At 57.0% G+C, this 16674-nt stretch carries 16 protein-coding genes and 4 pseudogenes; 11 read left to right on the plus strand and 9 right to left on the minus strand.

All coding sequences use genetic code 11. The features are described from left to right. Positions 1-481 precede the first annotated feature (481 nt). The 4 genes and pseudogenes from RBH71_RS03455 to RBH71_RS03470 all read right to left on the minus strand — a co-directional run bounded on the left by RBH71_RS03455 (position 482) and on the right by RBH71_RS03470 (position 2607). Entirely contained in the window at positions 482-772 is a 291-nt protein-coding gene (locus RBH71_RS03455; protein ID WP_323687393.1) for a hypothetical protein, read from the minus strand. Between the two features lie 80 nt (positions 773-852). Beyond that, a pseudogene (locus RBH71_RS03460) lies at positions 853-966 on the minus strand (hypothetical protein); the annotation flags it as partial. 467 nt (positions 967-1433) lie between these two features. Beyond that, positions 1434-1772, minus strand: a complete 339-nt coding sequence (locus RBH71_RS03465) for a hypothetical protein (protein WP_323687090.1) — start codon at positions 1770-1772, stop codon at positions 1434-1436. A 200-nt stretch (positions 1773-1972) separates the two neighbouring features. Further along, positions 1973-2607: pseudogene (locus RBH71_RS03470) on the minus strand (DUF1062 domain-containing protein). A gap of 514 nt (positions 2608-3121) precedes the next feature. Here RBH71_RS03470 and RBH71_RS03475 point away from each other — a divergent pair. Next, entirely contained in the window at positions 3122-3598 is a 477-nt protein-coding gene (locus RBH71_RS03475; RefSeq protein ID WP_323687091.1) for a GNAT family N-acetyltransferase, read from the plus strand. Positions 3599-3681: 83 nt separating this feature from the next. Here RBH71_RS03475 and RBH71_RS03480 read toward each other — a convergent pair whose 3' ends face one another. After that, positions 3682-3921, minus strand: coding sequence for a hypothetical protein (locus tag RBH71_RS03480; protein WP_323687092.1), 240 nt, complete (start codon positions 3919-3921; stop codon positions 3682-3684). 703 nt (positions 3922-4624) lie between these two features. Here RBH71_RS03480 and RBH71_RS03485 point away from each other — a divergent pair. The 7 genes and pseudogenes from RBH71_RS03485 (at position 4625) to RBH71_RS03515 (ending at position 9112) form a co-directional block, all read left to right on the plus strand. Next, complete coding sequence (locus tag RBH71_RS03485) at positions 4625-4945, plus strand: hypothetical protein (protein ID WP_112157683.1); 321 nt, start codon at positions 4625-4627, stop codon at positions 4943-4945. Between the two features lie 363 nt (positions 4946-5308). Further along, positions 5309-5879 (plus strand): annotated as a pseudogene (locus tag RBH71_RS03490) (AAA family ATPase). Beyond that, a pseudogene (locus RBH71_RS03495) lies at positions 5857-6476 on the plus strand (histidine phosphatase family protein). The pseudogenes RBH71_RS03490 and RBH71_RS03495 overlap by 23 nt, the downstream one beginning before the upstream one ends. 70 nt (positions 6477-6546) lie before the next feature. Next, complete coding sequence (locus RBH71_RS03500) at positions 6547-6930, plus strand: ester cyclase (protein WP_065662358.1); 384 nt, start codon at positions 6547-6549, stop codon at positions 6928-6930. Between the two features lie 206 nt (positions 6931-7136). Beyond that, positions 7137-7796 (plus strand): outer membrane protein, encoded by a 660-nt coding sequence (locus RBH71_RS03505; protein ID WP_013762458.1) that lies wholly within the window; start codon positions 7137-7139, stop codon positions 7794-7796. Positions 7797-8457: 661 nt separating this feature from the next. Then, on the plus strand, positions 8458-8673 hold the full coding sequence (locus tag RBH71_RS03510) for a hypothetical protein (protein ID WP_111810206.1): 216 nt from the start codon (positions 8458-8460) through the stop codon (positions 8671-8673). A 259-nt stretch (positions 8674-8932) separates the two neighbouring features. Beyond that, entirely contained in the window at positions 8933-9112 is a 180-nt protein-coding gene (locus tag RBH71_RS03515) for a hypothetical protein (RefSeq protein ID WP_111810205.1), read from the plus strand. Between the two features lie 163 nt (positions 9113-9275). On the opposite strand, the gene RBH71_RS03520 is transcribed toward RBH71_RS03515, so the two are convergent. Together RBH71_RS03520 and RBH71_RS03525 are read right to left on the minus strand one after the other, a co-directional pair. Beyond that, entirely contained in the window at positions 9276-9665 is a 390-nt protein-coding gene (locus RBH71_RS03520) for an SDR family NAD(P)-dependent oxidoreductase (protein ID WP_323687093.1), read from the minus strand. A 98-nt stretch (positions 9666-9763) separates the two neighbouring features. After that, positions 9764-10660, minus strand: a complete 897-nt coding sequence (locus tag RBH71_RS03525) for a LysR family transcriptional regulator (RefSeq protein WP_323687094.1) — start codon at positions 10658-10660, stop codon at positions 9764-9766. Positions 10661-10750: 90 nt separating this feature from the next. Between RBH71_RS03525 and RBH71_RS03530 the strand changes: the two genes are divergently transcribed. Then, positions 10751-11959, plus strand: a complete 1209-nt coding sequence (locus RBH71_RS03530; protein WP_416349301.1) for an MFS transporter — start codon at positions 10751-10753, stop codon at positions 11957-11959. A gap of 16 nt (positions 11960-11975) precedes the next feature. Continuing rightward, positions 11976-13142: a serine hydrolase domain-containing protein gene (locus RBH71_RS03535; RefSeq protein WP_323687096.1), complete on the plus strand. Its 1167-nt coding sequence runs from the start codon at positions 11976-11978 to the stop codon at positions 13140-13142. A gap of 396 nt (positions 13143-13538) precedes the next feature. Here the strand turns inward: RBH71_RS03535 and RBH71_RS03540 are convergent, their stop codons facing one another. Both RBH71_RS03540 and RBH71_RS03545 read right to left on the minus strand, forming a co-directional pair. Next, positions 13539-14087 carry a GNAT family N-acetyltransferase gene (locus tag RBH71_RS03540; protein ID WP_013762451.1) on the minus strand — a complete coding sequence of 183 codons (549 nt, stop codon included), beginning with the start codon at positions 14085-14087 and terminating at the stop codon, positions 13539-13541. Between the two features lie 467 nt (positions 14088-14554). Next, a complete protein-coding gene (locus tag RBH71_RS03545; RefSeq protein ID WP_003518975.1) occupies positions 14555-15367 on the minus strand; it encodes a nickel-binding protein in 813 nt (270 codons plus the stop codon). A 238-nt stretch (positions 15368-15605) separates the two neighbouring features. Between RBH71_RS03545 and RBH71_RS03550 the strand changes: the two genes are divergently transcribed. Next, complete coding sequence (locus tag RBH71_RS03550; RefSeq protein ID WP_013762449.1) at positions 15606-16670, plus strand: class I SAM-dependent methyltransferase; 1065 nt, start codon at positions 15606-15608, stop codon at positions 16668-16670. Positions 16671-16674 lie beyond the last annotated feature (4 nt).

Genomic DNA, 16674 nt, shown 5'->3' on the forward strand with positions numbered 1-16674 from the left:
TACGTATTGCTAAGGTTAAAACCAAGACTCGCTGTGCCTAGTTCAGCACCTAGCCGCTCTGGAGACCACAAAAGGTGAGACATGCCGGGGTTCTACCTTCCCCGGCTATTGCAGCGCTGTGCTCACCGCCTGGCCCGGACGAAAACGTAAGGATCGTAGTGCGGGGTGCCAGAGACCACCTACCATTCCCGTCCATAAGAAATGGTTTTTAGCATGGTCGTCGCGATTTCTGCATAGACATTGAACACCATATTTCGAAACATCTTGAGGACTTCCGCAGCGTCGCGGTCATCATATGGGTCAGCTTCGAAGTTGCTCATAGTTCACACTCGCCTCACGATGGCTGGGTATTCAACAGGCCGCTTGCCGTGCGTACGAGCCTGCCGGCAGGTGTCCTGTCAAACGTTTCGTCGCAAAAAGCCGCCTCCTTTCCGGTCTCCAACAGCTGCGTCAGCCATCGTCAGTCCTGCAGCTACCGCCATTAGCGCATAGCTCTTTCTTCAGCGCCAATCTCCCGCGGATCATCGGAACCAGGTGCCTTGACCATCCACCTTTCAAACCCCGCGCCCAACGGCTGGCCGTAGTCCAGAACACAGGTATTTTCCACCTTGTTGAAGCTAATCATAATCTTCGGACGTGCACCCGCGGATCCGCCCTGTGCGCCCTGCAAACGATCGATGTCGGCGATGTCCATCTCCGTCTGTACCAACTCCACCTGATCAGCGAACCAATCGAGATCAAAGACGGCCTGTTGTTTCTGATCGTCTGGCAATTCCGGAATGTATGAGAGTGCCCCATTCCTGTTCTGCCCACCGCCGAGAGACGGTCAACCGGCGTGAGCCGGAGATAATCAATGCCCGCTCGCTGTAGACGGCGGTCCAGCAACAGACGACCCCACCCGTCAGGCAGGCTGTCGTTGAATAGCCCATGGAGCCCGTCGAACGGATCGCGAGGCGCCGCAATCAACTCCGGTGGCCGCCATCATATGGAACGGAGAAATCAAAAGGGGCGCTGTCAGAAACTCCGCCGCGTACTGAAGTAAGCCTCCGTTCCCTGCCACTCCAGGCGAGGGTACCGAGTTTCTCCGTTCCCTTCGAGATTCAGATAAACCTTAATCTGCTGGATTGGCTTGAACTTCATTTCCGGCGCACACGCTGCTTGAGAGGACGATCAATGACATCATCGATATTCTGCGGCGGCCGACCTGGAAACAAGCGTTCGAATCCGCTTTTTTCCCGCCTTCAAGGGGCACCAATTTTCACAAGGCTCTTCGAGCGAAATTTTCCCGGTTTCTTCAAATAGCCTCAAAGTGATCCGTAGGACACATTCGATCTCGAAGCCAGTTCACGCTGGGTCAATCCATGCTCAATCCGTCGGCGCTTCATTCTGTCCGCCAAACCTCTGATAACTTCCACTGGAAGCCATTCTAAATGCTAACATATTATCACCAAAATACAACAAATGACATTACTGCCAATATAATAGCATTTAAATAAATCGCAAGTCGGTGATTTGAGCCATGTCGTGGAAAAGGTGGCGGCATAACTTAGCCGCCGGAATCCAGCACCAAAGAAAGGATCGTACTGAGTGAACGGACGCTCAAACCACATCAACTGCAGCAAACAAACATCCTGCACCAGATAAGCAACGGCAACCTGACTGCCAATCGCCGCCGGAGACTGCCGCTGGCGGCAATCCGGCAGCCGACGAGAAGTCAGCGCATATGGAAAATGACTTTTCCTTATAGCGGTAGCCTCATATTGCGCGCCCAACCCTGGTCTGCTCCCCTGAAAAGTAATACTTCATGAAGTATGGCTTATGAGCCCTGAAGGACATTGAAATGGCAGCGAAAAGACATCATTGCAAAGAATTGGCAAATATCGCCATTTGAGGGAGTCGCGTTGATTTCCGCCAAACAGCGCAGTTGAACGCGTGGCGAATGCCTGGAGATTTCAGGCCTTCGCCATAGCGGCTAAAGCGGTCGACCCGTCGCCAGAGGCTTCCACGATTGCTCTCGATCCGCCTCTTGGATAGATCAATGGTAACCAGCGTCCCGGTCTTTAACACGCCGCCGCATTGCATCAGCGCGGTCAGAGGCTTTGAAGAAAACCTTTCTCGTTCAGCGTCTGAAGTCGCGAGCGCGAGATCCTCAACTCCGACGCCAGCAAACGATCGAGGCGTGTGCTGCTTGGATTCATGACTGCAAGTTCGATCACCAATTTCGTCCAGTTGGTAACTTCGTGCAGCGTAGCCTTTTCGATGATGTAATCATCAAACTCATCAACCCTTTGCGCCTTGCGCCGCAGCGCTTGAAGGCTGAATGTCTCAGCCCGAATCCACTCAGGGTCGTTGGACTGTAACGCTTCATGGATATCGAGAATCGGTGTCGCGAACGTTCTGCCGCTCGAAAATCGGCCGGTTCCATGCCTTTTCGCAGGCAATGCATTTGTAGATGAGCCATGATCAAGCTTTCGGCCGTTAGCGTTGAGCCGGATTTTGCCGCTGGATTGAAAAGCCTTTGGTGCCCCCACATCCGCCGCATGCGATCCAAGGCTGAGGAGGAGTCTGGGGTATAATGGTCCATTGGACCTGAAGTGTATTGCACATACCGTCTTGGCCCTCCGTTCGGAAGTCCACCGGAATGGTGCATGAGATATCCCAGACGGGCGCGGTGTGGCGATGCTATTGGGCGGCTGAAGAGCTTAGACAGCGGAGCTGCACTGGTGGATTGAAACGCCAAACCGGTCTCTTGCCACCACCCGATGAACAAAATCATACGCCGACAGCAGATCGCTATCCGGCAGTACGGATGAAACTGGATTGAGACCGGTATTTACTTCAGGCAAAGCTCTACTTCGATGCGCCAATGTTTTCAACCAACCGGATAACAAATGATCGGTTTGATTTGGAGTCCTCAAAGTTCATCATAGAGCCGAAACAAGAGTTGATGCGGCTTTTTTGCAACTTTGCGATGAAGCCGATCTTGTCAATCAGGCGGGTCGCCGGATACCTAGACGGCGCATCTCCCAGCATACGGAGGCAGCCCGACAGCTTGGGCGTTCCACAGTCTGCAGAGAGATGCGCCGTCTGGGCGTAAGCCGGATCAGTTGAGGAGTCGGAAATGATACGAGTGCGACCCGCCCGCGCCGGTGAAGAGGCAGAACTTGCTGAAGTCGGCCTAGCATCTTGGCGTAAAGGCATAAAGCCGCATGTGAACGATGCAGTCGCAGCACGGATCGAGGGCCAAAATCCATTTATTCCTTTTATTCGGCAACTCGGCCCGCAAATTCTTGTAGCAGAGTATCAAGGCAAGGCCGCAGGCATCGGTGCTTCGGAACATGGAGACAATCAGATCAGTGACATCTGGGTCGCGCCGGAATTTGAAGGACGAGGTGCAGGATCGCTCCTGATAAGGGCACTTGAACGACAAATTGCTGACCGAGGGTTTGCAGAAGCGTTCATTGATGTGACGGCAGCGAACGGGCGGGCCTTGGGACTTTATCGGCACCTGGGATACAGGGATGTGTGGCAGCGATCCGAGTTCGATCCGATACTGGAAGCAACTCTCGAAAAAATTAGATTGAAGAAGATATTTTAGCGCTACTGAGAGGCGGGTTTTCTCCGCGTAGTCAGCTAGCGTTGTCCAGCGGGAACGGTATGACCTCAGGCATCATTATTATCTCATCGACTTGAGCTGATATTGATGACGGCAGACGCCCCGACCTGAACAAAAGAATAATCGATTGCGCCCCGCTTCCACAGTGCGGTTACGCTATTTATCGCATCATTCTTGTCGAGATTGTCTGGTGCTCCAAGCCGCTCCGATAATGCATCCATGAAACCGGCAGGCCTTGGCGTGGTAAACGCGCATGCCTTGTGTCCATCAGGACCAGCGGCAATCCAGAACGACAATAACTCCACTCCGCCTTCCCCTCTCATGTCGCCAACCCACGAGATTAACAGAACCGCCACTATAACCGACGAAGTTGCGACGCCACTCCTCAATGTCGGCATTGGACAGACGCTGCCAGTCGAGTTTGTCGCCGTTCACCATCGCTTCTTGCACAGTGGACGCTTCACAGACGTCGAGAAAGCGTTCAACCGTCGTATCCGCCGGCGTGGCCGCGGCTTCCCCGAAGCTCAAAAAATGCGGCAAAATAGCTGATTGTCGATACCTTGAGGTACCGACGTCGGAACGTGCACGCTCCGTTTTTCATATCGTCACTCCGTTTTGGTCTCACCGCCATTTTGTTACGGTAGACAACCCCACGCCAATCGATCCCCCGAGAGTAGCAGACTGATTAACTTTTGCTTTCCGGCAATCTTCGCGCCGATAATCTTATTGTGCACAAACGGAACGCGACCACCAGATTTCTGCACCCGGCCACCAACCGTCCAAAAAAACAAGCCAGCACGATGCAGGCCTCACGCCTTACTTCCGGAACCTCCATCAACACCATGATAAAAATAGGAATAATTCAGATACTGTTCTGTAAAATTGCTCGCCTCTGTGTCCACGCGCCGTGATGCATCTGCGTCACAGCCTGGCGGCAACTTCGGGGCTTGAACCCCACCTTGAAGGCCTTCCATTGACGCCCGTCAGCCGTCCCGGCAACCTCATACCATGACCCTGACCAACAGTTTCATTGCCGAGCTCGTCCGTGACGCCAACAGGCTCGATTACCTGGACGACTACCAGAAACGGCGTATGCTCGAACGGGCAGTCACGACAATCCGCGACATGCGCGAAACAATCGGTATTCCCTCCGGTCCCGGTCGCGACAGTGTCGTCGACATCCACACCGTCGCCCTGTCGATCGAACACGGATGGCGCAGCGATGACGACGTGCGAAACGCCCTGCTGCAGGCAGCCGGCATGATCCGGGACCTACATATCGTCCTCAACAGCAAAACCGAGATCACCTTCGCCGAACCTGCCCGTTGACGCTCGGTGCCATTCTCCCATCGTCAATGGCACTTCGTACCGGCGACAATCAGGTCACTGTTGTTAGGTTTTCGTTAACCATACGCGACCACCTTCCTCTCACAGCAACGATGGAGGTTGGCTTTGGCTTACGACTGAATCGCAATGAACGCGAAGGCATGTTTGATGAACTGGCGGCGGCCCTGATATTCTTCACAATCGTCAGCCTGCTTCTGGCGTCCGCATACATGGTGACAACCTTTGCCAGATAGGGCGGGTTCTTTCACCCGTCTACCGGCGAGGACGAGAAACGCCAACCTGGCAACTTTGGCCAATGACCGTACAATCAGCCGCCGAATGCCTGCCCCGGGTGAGTGTTTGACCATGACAAACGATCTTCGCGGCCATATCCTGCTTCTCTCCGGCCACCCAGGCTCTGGCAAGTCCACAATCGCCGAAGCCCTTGCGCACTTGTGCGGCGTGCCAAAGGTTCATTTTCATAGCGATGATCTGTGGGGATACATCAAGCATGGCCGCCTCGATCCCCTGGCTTCCCGAATCCGATCAACAAAACCGCATGATCATGCAGATCGCCGCCGATGTCGCAGGTCGCTATGCCGAGGCGGGTTATTTCGTCATTCTCGATGGCGTCGTGCGACCGGACTGGCTCCCGGCCTTCCTGGCGCTTGCATGCCCGCTGCACTACATCGTGCTGCGCACGACAGTAACAGAAGCAATCGAACGCTGTCAGGCTCGCGGCGGCGACGGCCTCCGCGATCCGCTGGTCGTGGCCGATCTTCATGCCCAGTTCGCCAATCTCGGGGCTTTCGAGCACAATGTCCTATCGTTGTCGGGCAAGGACAGTGATCAGGCCTTGCAGGCGGTCATCAATGCGCTGCAATCGGCACGTTTCCGTATTGATGCCACGAGCGATGGCAATCGATTACGAACATAAAGGTGAAGCAAGCGTGGCTGTCCCGACAATCTATCTCCTGCGCCACGGCGAAACAGTTTGGAACTGTCTTGGCCGGTTTCAGGGGCAACAGGATTCGCCGCTGACCGCGCGCGGTATCGAACAGGCAGATCAAGTCGCACGCCTGCTCCGTGACGCTCTCTGCGACGATGAGCAGTCTTTCCGGATGCAAATCAGTCCGCTCGGGCGCGTGCGACAGACAGCAGAACGGGTCCTGGCCGAGGTTACGCTCCAGTATCTCGAAGATGACAGGCTCGTTGAGGTCACCACCGGATCCTGGGACGGGATGACGCGATTTGAGATTGATGCCGAATTTCCTGGGCGCCTTGAAGGATCCAACGCATTCGACTGGTATTTCAGGGCACCGGATGGCGAAAGTTTTGATGACGCCTGCAAGCGCGCGACGTCATGGATCTCGGATCTCCGGCATCCGACGATCGCCATTTCCCATGGCCTGTTCGGGCGGATCTTCGGGGTGTTTTTCTCGGACTTTCGAAGCTGGAGATGCTCGAACTGCCCGTTCCGCAGGATGTGTTGTACCGACTGGATGATGGCAGGTGCGATCTCATCACAGCTTGACCCGCACCGTCATGATCCAGAAAGCCAAGGGCCAAGGACGTCATTCGCCACGTCGACAGGGGACAAACACATGCATACACTTAACGTCATTTACCTGGCTTATCTCGACTGCCTCAACCGTCAGGCGTTCGATGAGCTCGGCACTTTCGTCGACGATACTGTTGAACACAACGGCCGGGCGTTAGGCCTGTCGGGCTATCGCGACATGCTGGTCAGGGACTTTGCTGATATTCCAGACCTTCGGTTTCAGGCAGAGATCCTTGTCAGCGACGTGCCCCGGATCGGCGCCCGGCTTTCGTTCGATTGCACTCCCAAATCCACCTTCATGGGCCTTCCGGTCAATGGCCGCCGCGTTCAGTTCTGCGAGCATGTTTTCTACGACTTCGAACAGACAAAAATCCGCAGGGTCTGGTCGGTCATCGACAAGGCCGCAATTGAGCGCCAGCTCGGCTGACGGCCTTCACCGGTCGAAGGTATCTGTGGCTCGCCAGCGCCAGAAAAATGAGCCGAAAGAGTGTGATTGCACGAGACGCTCGCTGAAGCCGGACAGCCTCAATTTATGCAGACAGCTGCTGAGGTCGCGGGCGTTGCACAAAGGTTACATCATATTTCGGGAAAAAAGCATATGAATGATCTCTCATATAAGGGAGTTCAGAGACTATGAAGAAAATCGTATCGACTATCGCATTCGTGCTTGCGGCATCGACTGCAATGGCGGCCGATGCCGTATCAGAAGTTCCTGCAGCCCCGGCAGCAGACGTTGCGCCGCTGTTCAGCTGGACCGGGTTTACCGCCGGTGTCCAGGCCGGCTACGGCTGGAACAACAATGACGCTTCGATCGTCGGCCTTCCCGGCCAAACGTCCGCAGACTTCGACGGTGCTCTTGCCGGTGGTTTCGTCGGCTTCAACTACGACCTTGGCAACAGCTGGGTCGTTGGCCTCGAAGCAGACTTCGAAAAGAACTGGGGCGATGATTCAGCCACTATCCTTGGCACGGGCTTTGACTACGGGTTTGACTGGCAGGGTTCGGTTCGTGGCCGGGTCGGCTACGCATTTGACCGTGCCCTGGTCTATGGTACCGCAGGCTGGGCCTATGCTCGCGGCTACGCGGAAGTTCCGGGCATTGCCGACGTGAAGGAAACGTTCAACGGCTACACCGTCGGCGTTGGTCTCGACTACGCGTTTACCGACATGGTGTTCGGACGCGTTGAGTATCGTTACACCGATTTCGGCGACAAGGATTTCGATTTCGGCGGCGCTGCAATCAATGCAGATGTCGACCAGCATGCAATACGCGTCGGCCTCGGCGTAAAATTCTGATTCACTCGGACAGCAACAGCAAAAGCCCGGCCATTGTGCCGGGCTTTTTCTTGTCCCTTTTCCGAAGGCGGGAAGCGACAAACAGGGGTGGGCAAGTACGGGCCACCTGTTGGCCAGTTGCAATGCCACCACAATGACTGAACCTGCCGACCAGGACCCGGACGCGACCGGACACGCTCCTTCTCCCTCCAGCAAACGATCAGCCAGCCTCACCCACGATTTCCCCTTGAGCAAATCCCCAAGCAGTGCACGATCGGCATCACGCAGCGCCATCTGCGTCAGCTTACACCGCAGTAAGTGGAGCAGCATCTGCGCATCCATTCCATCCGCCGGCTTTTTGCAGTTGGTTGAGAATCCATGTGCCAAGCAGCACTTTCAGCCGCACCTCGAGCTCCCGTTGCCGCGCGGCAAGGTTCCGCGGATGATGCGGGTGTTCCCTGGAGGCATTGGATCGGTACAAGCCTGTTCCATGCGTTCGACGAGGACACTATTCGCGACCAAGCGCGGTGGCTAGCTGACGGATCCCCTGGATTTGCTTAAGCACGCCAACCGCAGCTTGGAGCAACTTGCGATTTAGATAAAATTTACGCTAAATCTTATCGGTTTGAACCGATCCGGCCATGCTACGTTTCACGCAAGTCAAATCGGGAGGCCGGCTGCGATGATCTGGAATTTGGAGAAACTTGAACAAGAACGTCTCGACCTCATTGAGGTCATCGACAATCTCAAGAGGTGGGAACGTTTCTCTATAGACGACCGGCACATCATCTCATTACAGATCACCGCACATATGATGCGACTTAGCCAACTGGATGAAGACCTGGCGAACTTGCGCAGTCAAGAACTTCGCTCGGTTGAATATCTGGCTGCTGACTGAGGCCCGTCGTTGTGGCGAATTAGGGACCCGTTTGTTCCGTGCTGCCGCTGCGGGAAAGACCTGAGGACATATTGCCCTGTTTCCGCTTCTTCCTACGCCACGCCAGCGCCAATAACTGCGCGCCCTTACCTGAAATGAGCGCCGTCAGCCATGCAAGGCTCACGCATAACTGACCGGGCAACCTACGTGAATTACAGCGTTTTGCCCAGCTGCAACTGCTCGGCCCACAGCAGCTTCCGCCGCCGGCGGATCCGCCGAGATGACCGGCCTCGCCACGATGATGACGGCTTACGAGGCCCGCCTCATTGCCGCAACGCTGACGGCGACAGGTAGAAGCGCCACACAGGCGATGAAGCACCTGAAGATTTCGAGAAAGACATTCTACGACAAGGTGAATAAGCACAAGCTTATGGTCGGGAAATTCCGCATGAAGGGCTGAGGCGGGCGGCGGCGTCACAGGCTGCGGATAGCGCCACCATCGACCCGGTAATGTAACTCGCCTGCTGGCTGGCAAGGAAAATGGCGGCGGCGGCGAATTCTCCTGCGCAGCCGTAACGTCCGCCGGGGATGTCCCCGCGCGACGCTTCCTGCACGGCAGCTAGCTAAAGCGCGGTGTTTCTAGCCCTGATGTCATCCAGCACGCGCACACGGTCGGTGTCACTCCGGCCGAGCAGGATCATGTTGACCGTGACCCCGTGAGGCGCGAGCTCCGTCGACAGCATTTTCGACCACCCGGCGTCCGCGGCGCGAACCGCTTTCGACAGGGCGAAACCGGCAATGGGCCGCTCGATGCCCGATGAACCGATGGTGATGATGCGACCCCATTGACGTTCGATCCTGCCGTATGCAAGCGCATCGGTGATCGAAAAGATCGAAACCCGCCTCGAATCGACCGCTGAACGCCATGCCTCAGACGGCTGGCCGAGTGCTGGCGAGCGGCTTTCGGAATGGGCGGAAATGTCGTCGCGCCCCTTGGCCTTTGCGCTGGCCACGTAGGCGCGGACGATCTCCTGATCCTTTCAAGCGAACGTCAGTTGCCGTCAGTGAGGCCTAAGGCCGCGAGGCGTGGTGCGAACGCGCGAATGACAAATCACCTATGTTGCTCACGCAGAAGGTTTTCAGCCATAAAGGAGACGAAGGCGGACACCTTCGGCGAGGGATGCCGGTTTGCCGGCCAGAGGATATGGAAGGCACCGACCTCTTGCATATAGTCCTCAAGCACGCTGACCAGCGTACCTCGCCGGAGCTGCTCCCGGATCGCGAATTGCGGCAGGCATGCAAGCCCGAAGCCTCCCTCGGCTAAGCAGATCTGCGGCTCGAGCGTGCTTGCTACCGATGTCACGGGAAGAACAAGTTCAAGGGCCGCGCCGTCCGCCACCATCGGCCAGCGCTCCAGCTTGCCGGTGGACGGATATTTGTGATGATGGCAGGCGTGACCGAGCAGATCGTCGGGCGTCGAAGGCACGCCACGCGCTGCGAGATAATCGGGCGATCCGACGATCCGGTGCGAGAATGCCCCTGCCCGACGCATCATCAATCGCGAGTCCCGGGCTTCGCCGGTGCGGACCACGGCATCGAAACCTTCGTCGATCACATCCACCAGCCGGTCGGTGAAGTCGAGGTCAAGCTCGATCTCGGGATAGGCACGCATGAAGGCCATGACTGCGGGCATCATCAGCATGCCGATTAGTGGCAGGCTGACACGAAGACGTCCGCGCGGCGCCTGACGGATTTGCGACAGCTCCAGTTCAGCGGCCTCGATCTCGCTGAATATGCTGCGGCAGCGATCGAGGAACAGAGCTCCTTCCGCAGTCAGCGTCAACGAGCGCGTCGAGCGATGGAAGAGGCGAACGGCAAGCCGCTCTTCCAGCCGCGCGACCGCCTTGCCGATGGCCGAGCCAGAAACGCCAAGCCTCGCGGCTGCACCCGCAAAACTACCGCAATCTGCCGTTTGAACGAAGGCATTCAATGCGCCGAGATGTTCCATCCACCGGTCCCTATTGCGGACATCTATGTCCGATATGATGAGAACTCTAGCATAATTCTCCAATCGCGGCGACCGGCTTATGGTCAGGGCATGACAAACATGCACTTATTCGCCGCGTCCCCCGTCGACCCGCCCCAACCCCGTCGTCTGCCGCTCTCGGGCCTGCTCGCACTCGCCATGGCCGGCTTCATCACCATTCTGACCGAGGCGTTGCCCGCAGCTTTGCTGCCGCAGATCGGCGCGGGCCTTGCCGTGTCGGACGCACTGGTGGGCCAGATGGTGACGATCTACGCGATTGGATCGCTCATCGCCGCGATCCCGCTGACGGCGGCGACGCAAGGCATACGACGGCGGCGGTTACTCCTCGCTGCCATCGCCGGTTTCGCAATCGCCAATACAGTTACAGCCGTCTCCTCTAGCTATCTGCTGACGACGGTCGCACGATTTTGTGCCGGCGTTTCGGCCGGGTTGCTCTGGGCGTTGCTCGCAGGCTATGCGGCACGCATGGTGCCCGAGGCACTAAAGGGACGGGCTATCGCGGTGGCCATGGTGGGCACGCCGCTCGCGCTGTCGCTTGGCATTCCGGCCGGTACTTTTCTGGGCACCCTCCTCGGGTGGAGGGCGTGTTTTGGCCTCATCAGCGGCTTGACTCTGGTACTGGTTGTTTGGGTTATCGCGAAGGTGCCAGACTTCGAAGGCCAGCCTATGGAGCGTCGCCGCGGGCTCGGTACGGTGTTTACTCTGCCCGGCGTGCGCCCGGTCCTGTTCGTCACCATTGCCTTCGTCCTCGCTCACAACATCCTGTACACCTATATCGCCCCGTTCTTGGTCGAGGCCGGCATTGCAGCGCGGACCGATCTTGTGCTTCTGGTCTTCGGCACGACAGCACTGGCAGCCATCTGGATCGTCGGTGTCCTGATTGACCGTCAACTGCGAAGCCTATCGCTCGCCAGCATCGCTTTGTTCGGGCTTGCAGCGCTGGCGCTTGGGCTATGGGGTGAGAACCCAGCGGTTGTCTATGGTGCAATCGCAGTCTGGGGCCTCGCTTTTGGCGGAACTGCCACGCTGTTTCAGACCGCTCTTTCGAACACCGCAGGCGATGCTGCCGATGTTGCTCAATCCATGCTGGTCACCGCCTGGAACCTGGCAATCGCCGGTGGCGGTATCGTCGGCGGGTTGATCCTGCAGCAGAGTGGCGTTGGCGGCTTCGCCCCAGCCATTCTTATCATCCTCGTCCCGGCATTCATCACAACCCTTCTTGCACGCCATCATGCCTTCCCACCGGCTGCCAATCCCTGATCCAAAGGAAACTCTCATGACATCCTCAAATTCTTCGATCGTATCGCGCCTGGACGCTGTGATAGACGGCGCGATTGCAGCCGAACGCATCGTCGGTGCTGTCGTCCTTGTCGCACTCGACGGCAAAACAATACATTGCCGCGCAGCAGGGCTCGCCGACCGGGATGCCGGCACTGAGATGCGAACTGACGCTATCTTCCGACTGGCCTCCGTCTCGAAACTCTTCTCCGCTGCGGCTGCCCTAGCGCTGGTCAGTCGCGGGACACTGGATCTCGATCGACCAATCACGGAATGGCTACCGGCGTTCACGCCGACCTTCGAGGGACGACCGGCTCTTATCACCTTGCGTCATCTGCTCAGTCACAGCGCAGGGCTCAGCTACGGCTTTTTTGAGCCGGAAGGCGGGCCTCTCGCCCAAGCAGGCGTGTCGGACGGTATGGACCGCTCCGACCTGACGCTTGCCGACAACATCCGGCGCCTTGCCGGCGTCCCCCTCTCCTTCGCTCCGGGGTCGGCATTCCGCTATTCGTTGGGGATAGATGTTGTGGGTGCGGTGATTGAGGCGGCAACAGGGCTCGACTTGCCGGAGTCCATCCGCAAGCTCGTCACCGAGCCGCTCGGTCTTAAGGATACCGGTTTTGCGCTTTCCGATCCATCCCGGGTTACGGCTGCATACGCGGACGCCACGCCACGTCCCCGCCGTATGCACGAACCGGACTGCTTGCCATTGCTCCCCGGTATGGCAAGCGTGCTGATGGATCCATCACGGGTGTTTGATACCAAGGCTTTTCCTTCAGGCGGCGCCGGTATGGTCGGCACAGCCTTCGATGTGTTGCAGCTGATAGAATCGTTACGGCAGGGCGGCGGTGATATGATGACTGCCGATCATGCCTCCGTGATGGCGCGCGACCAGATAGCCGGGATCGACATCGAGGGATCGCCGGGCTGGGGCTATGGTCTCGGTTTTTCGGTGCTGCGCGACAGCCAGGCCGCAGGCGTGGCCGAGCCGGCAGGCACTTGGCGCTGGGGCGGGGCCTACGGGCATAGCTGGTTCACTGACCCAAGCAACGGCCTGACAGTTGTGGCCCTGACCAATACCGCATTTGAAGGCATGTCCGGCGCCGGGCGGTTTTCTACCGATATCAGTCGGGCCATCTATGCAGCGATGGCGGAGCCGTCATGAGCGAGAAGTGAAATTAGCGATGCTATCCAACAAACCTAATCGAAGACTACGCCTTGAGGCGGGTTCAAACAGGCGCCCCTCTTTGCGACCATGCTATAACAACGATTTATCCGTCTCGCGCAGATAATCTCCCTTCACCGAAATATCATTCGTTCACACGATTAGCCAACAGCTTCATGAGATCCATTCATTCGTGAAGAATCGCCACGATTAGGGCGGGCGCATCCTGATGTTGACACCGTCCGGCGACTGAAGGCCGCGGGGAGATTAGAGCTGTATGCGTATCATCCTGAACATGATCCAGGTTTTACCTTGGATTTCGCGCAGGAGTCGCTCGTGAGAGACCCAGTTGGTTTATGCGGGAAGCTACAGCCGGATTGGTAACCCGGGACGGTCTCAGCGAACTTTGGAATACAGGAAAGCGTCCCTTGGTTCGTTCGACAAATTTGGATGGAAAAGATACCGCCGAAGCAACGCTTCCTGGGTCATACCAGCCTTTTCCATCACACGTGCTGAGGCCACGTTCATGACATCACAAGCTGCCTCGGTGCGATAGATCATCGGATGGGTAAGGGCATGCTCGATTGCCCATTTTACCACTTCAGTCGCAACGCCCTGTCCCCAGTGATCCTTCCGGACAAGCCAACCGTAGGAAACTCGCGGTCCCGCCAGTCGCGCGTCAATCCTTCCAACAAGTTCGCTCGGCACTTCGCGTCGGCAAATGACCGCTGGGAACGTGGAGCCACCTTCCCACTCCAGATAGGAGCGTTCCGCAGCTTCCTGCGTCTGGGAAAGGTCTGTGTGCGGACGCCAAGTGAGATATTTCGTCACTTCACGATCAGTTGCCCAACCAGCAAAGATTGCGTCGCCATCAGATGGTTGAACCCGCCTGACTAGAAACCGCTCTGTGAAGAATTCCTCCGGGAGGCGATACGCCAAGTCCATTCCATCGATCCTTGATCGCGCTCTTGCCAGCGCTATTGCAGCGTACCGCTTGGCGGCGCAACGTACATTATTTGCGGCCGATGCCATGCAACGTTTATAGATTTCCCAAATTAGCCATGGAAATCAGTGCCTGAAATGGAATTCTGTGGTTTTTCTATCTAATGCCGCACTTTTCATCAATATGCTCCCAACCAAGGCGACATTGAATTGCAAAGTGACCGTGACCTGCCACTGAGAATTTCCTCCAGAATAAATTAGAGTCCGGCCCATTTTTGAACCGCCCCAGGTTTCTGGACCAGCTGAGGCTAGAGTTTTCCGGCTTCGCAGAGCGGCCGCCCAGCGGTGGTGCAAGTGTCCGCACCCCGCCAGACATCAGGCCGGTGTTGCCCGACCGAACAAACCGCACGGTGGCTCAACGCAGATTACCATTTGATGGTCATTTCTACATCGGATTTCAAATCACGTCGCTAGTGCAGCCACTCGCAACGATAGGCGATGACTGGCTCGGCAAATCCTTTCAGTCTGTAATGATTGCCATGGACGAGGACATCGGCGCTGCCATATTCCTGGAAGGCCTTGTCCGATATTAGGATCTGGTCGCTCTCGGCCGCGGCACAGAGCCTGGCTGCCAGTTGCACGGTCGCACCGAAGAAATCATTGCTGTCCTCGATGGGCTCACCACAATCCAGTCCAATGCGGACGTGAATGGGCTCACCGTTGCCGCTGTTGTAGCGATGGAACTCGCGCTGGATATCAATGGCGCAATCCACGGCAAACGGTACGGACGAGAATACAGCCATTATGCCGTCGCCGGTGTGCTTGACCTCCCGCCCCGACCGTCGCCCGAGACAACCACGAACCAGGGCATCGTGTGCGCGGACTAGTTCCGCCGCCATACGATCGCCAAGGCGGGCCGTCATCTCGGTTGAACCGACAATATCAGTGAACAGGATCGCACGGTGGCCGGCATCCATATCTTTCGAGATGGTAGCAAGCGACAAGGGATCCTGTATTCGCCCGAGAAACGCTTCCACAGCGGACAGAGCGACTTCCACAACTTCACTGGCGACAAATCCGTGGGCTTCCCGATGTACGCACTGCGCAGTTTCAGCGTCTGGAGCATCGATAAGGCAAAAGGCCGTACCACGCCTTTCATCAAACCAGTAGGTCAGGAACCTGACGCCGTACTGATCCTGAATGTTGAGATCTTTAAGGTGTGCCGCGGCGATATCCGCCGCTGAAACTCCGGCAAGCTCGTGCCGGTCCATGAAGATAGGCATTGCTTCCTCCCGGGAGTATATCGTTGCCTGGTCTTCAAGCCAGTTTACGACTTCCCCGCGCCATCGTCCATCACTCTTACCTGTAACGCTAGTCAGGAGCGGACCACCGATAGAGCGATATTGGTTTGCGTGACAAATTCTGGGTATTCGGCTATCGTACTTCGCCTACGAGCATTCACTGACGCGTAAATTCTCGGTCAGCCTTTGCCCGCCAACTCAAATAATTGGGGGGAATGAAATGACACAGCTCGACGAAACAAAACTGAATTCTTTTATTGGCAAAATACTGGGCGATCTAGGCGGAGCCTTCAGTGTTCCAACTGTCAGGATTGGCTTGAGACTGGGGCTGTTCGATACGTTGCACCGCGCCGGACCGCTAACATCCACAGGCCTTGCGGCAGCCTCCGGTAACCTGTTGGAGCGCTACGTCAGGGAGTGGGCGCTGGCACAGGCGGCAAACGGCTACATCGACTACGACAGCGGTTCCGGGATGTTCAGTCTCTCACCCGAGCAGGCGATGGTGTTCGTCAACGAGGACAGCCCCGTCTATCTCGAAGGGGCTTTCGATCTGGTCGCGGCGATGATCGAGGGAGAGCCCAAGGTTGAGCACAGCTTCCGGACCGGCGGCGGGGTGCGATGGGGTGACACTGCAGCTTGCCTGTTCTGCGCAACGGGCGCGTTCTTTCGGCCGGGATATGTGAACAATATTGTCCAATCGTGGCTGCCCGCCCTTCATGGCGTCGAGGACAAACTGGTGAAGGGCGCCCGGGTCGCCGATGTCGGCTGTGGCGTCGGCTTCTCGACAATTCTTATGGCCGAGGCGTACCCCAACGCCAGCTTCACAGGCTATGACTTCCACGAGCCATCCATAGAAGAGGCCAACAAGCATGCCCGAAGCCATGGGGTGGACGACCGGGTGAAATTCGTGGCGGCGACGGCCAAAGACATCAAGGATACGGATTTCGATCTCATCACCAGTTTCGACTGTCTGCATGATATGGGTGATCCGCGTGGGTGTGCGGGGCACATGTCGCGAATCCTCAAAAATGACGGCACCTGGATGATCGTCGAACCTATCTCGGGCGACCGCCCGGCGGACAATATGAATCCTGTCGGCCGCCTTTACTACAATGCATCAACCATGATTTGCGTGCCAACGTCACTTGACCAGGAGGTTGGTGAAGGATTGGGAGCTCAGGCTGGCGAAGCTAAGCTCTCAGAGGTCATTCGTTCGGGTGGCTTTTCCAGCGTCAGGCGAGCCTTCACCGGGCCTTTCAACATGGTTCTGGAAGCGCGGGTTTAGGAGT

Source organism: Rhizobium sp. AN68 (assembly GCF_030758035.1).
GTDB lineage: Bacteria > Pseudomonadota > Alphaproteobacteria > Rhizobiales > Rhizobiaceae > Agrobacterium > Agrobacterium tumefaciens.

What these genes read in the sequence shown, in the direction of transcription:
- RBH71_RS03475 (WP_323687091.1), top strand. Translation starts at nt 3,122, where the DNA reads ATGATACGAGTGCGACCCGCCCGCGCCGGTGAAGAGGCAGAACTTGCT.
- RBH71_RS03485 (WP_112157683.1), top strand. Translation starts at nt 4,625, where the DNA reads ATGACCCTGACCAACAGTTTCATTGCCGAGCTCGTCCGTGACGCCAAC.
- RBH71_RS03500 (WP_065662358.1), top strand. Translation starts at nt 6,547, where the DNA reads ATGCATACACTTAACGTCATTTACCTGGCTTATCTCGACTGCCTCAAC.
- RBH71_RS03505 (WP_013762458.1), top strand. Translation starts at nt 7,137, where the DNA reads ATGAAGAAAATCGTATCGACTATCGCATTCGTGCTTGCGGCATCGACT.
- RBH71_RS03510 (WP_111810206.1), top strand. Translation starts at nt 8,458, where the DNA reads ATGATCTGGAATTTGGAGAAACTTGAACAAGAACGTCTCGACCTCATT.
- RBH71_RS03515 (WP_111810205.1), top strand. Translation starts at nt 8,933, where the DNA reads ATGACCGGCCTCGCCACGATGATGACGGCTTACGAGGCCCGCCTCATT.
- RBH71_RS03525 (WP_323687094.1), bottom strand. Translation starts at nt 10,660, where the DNA reads ATGGAACATCTCGGCGCATTGAATGCCTTCGTTCAAACGGCAGATTGC.
- RBH71_RS03530 (WP_416349301.1), top strand. Translation starts at nt 10,751, where the DNA reads ATGACAAACATGCACTTATTCGCCGCGTCCCCCGTCGACCCGCCCCAA.
- RBH71_RS03535 (WP_323687096.1), top strand. Translation starts at nt 11,976, where the DNA reads ATGACATCCTCAAATTCTTCGATCGTATCGCGCCTGGACGCTGTGATA.
- RBH71_RS03540 (WP_013762451.1), bottom strand. Translation starts at nt 14,087, where the DNA reads ATGGACTTGGCGTATCGCCTCCCGGAGGAATTCTTCACAGAGCGGTTT.
- RBH71_RS03545 (WP_003518975.1), bottom strand. Translation starts at nt 15,367, where the DNA reads ATGCCTATCTTCATGGACCGGCACGAGCTTGCCGGAGTTTCAGCGGCG.
- RBH71_RS03550 (WP_013762449.1), top strand. Translation starts at nt 15,606, where the DNA reads ATGACACAGCTCGACGAAACAAAACTGAATTCTTTTATTGGCAAAATA.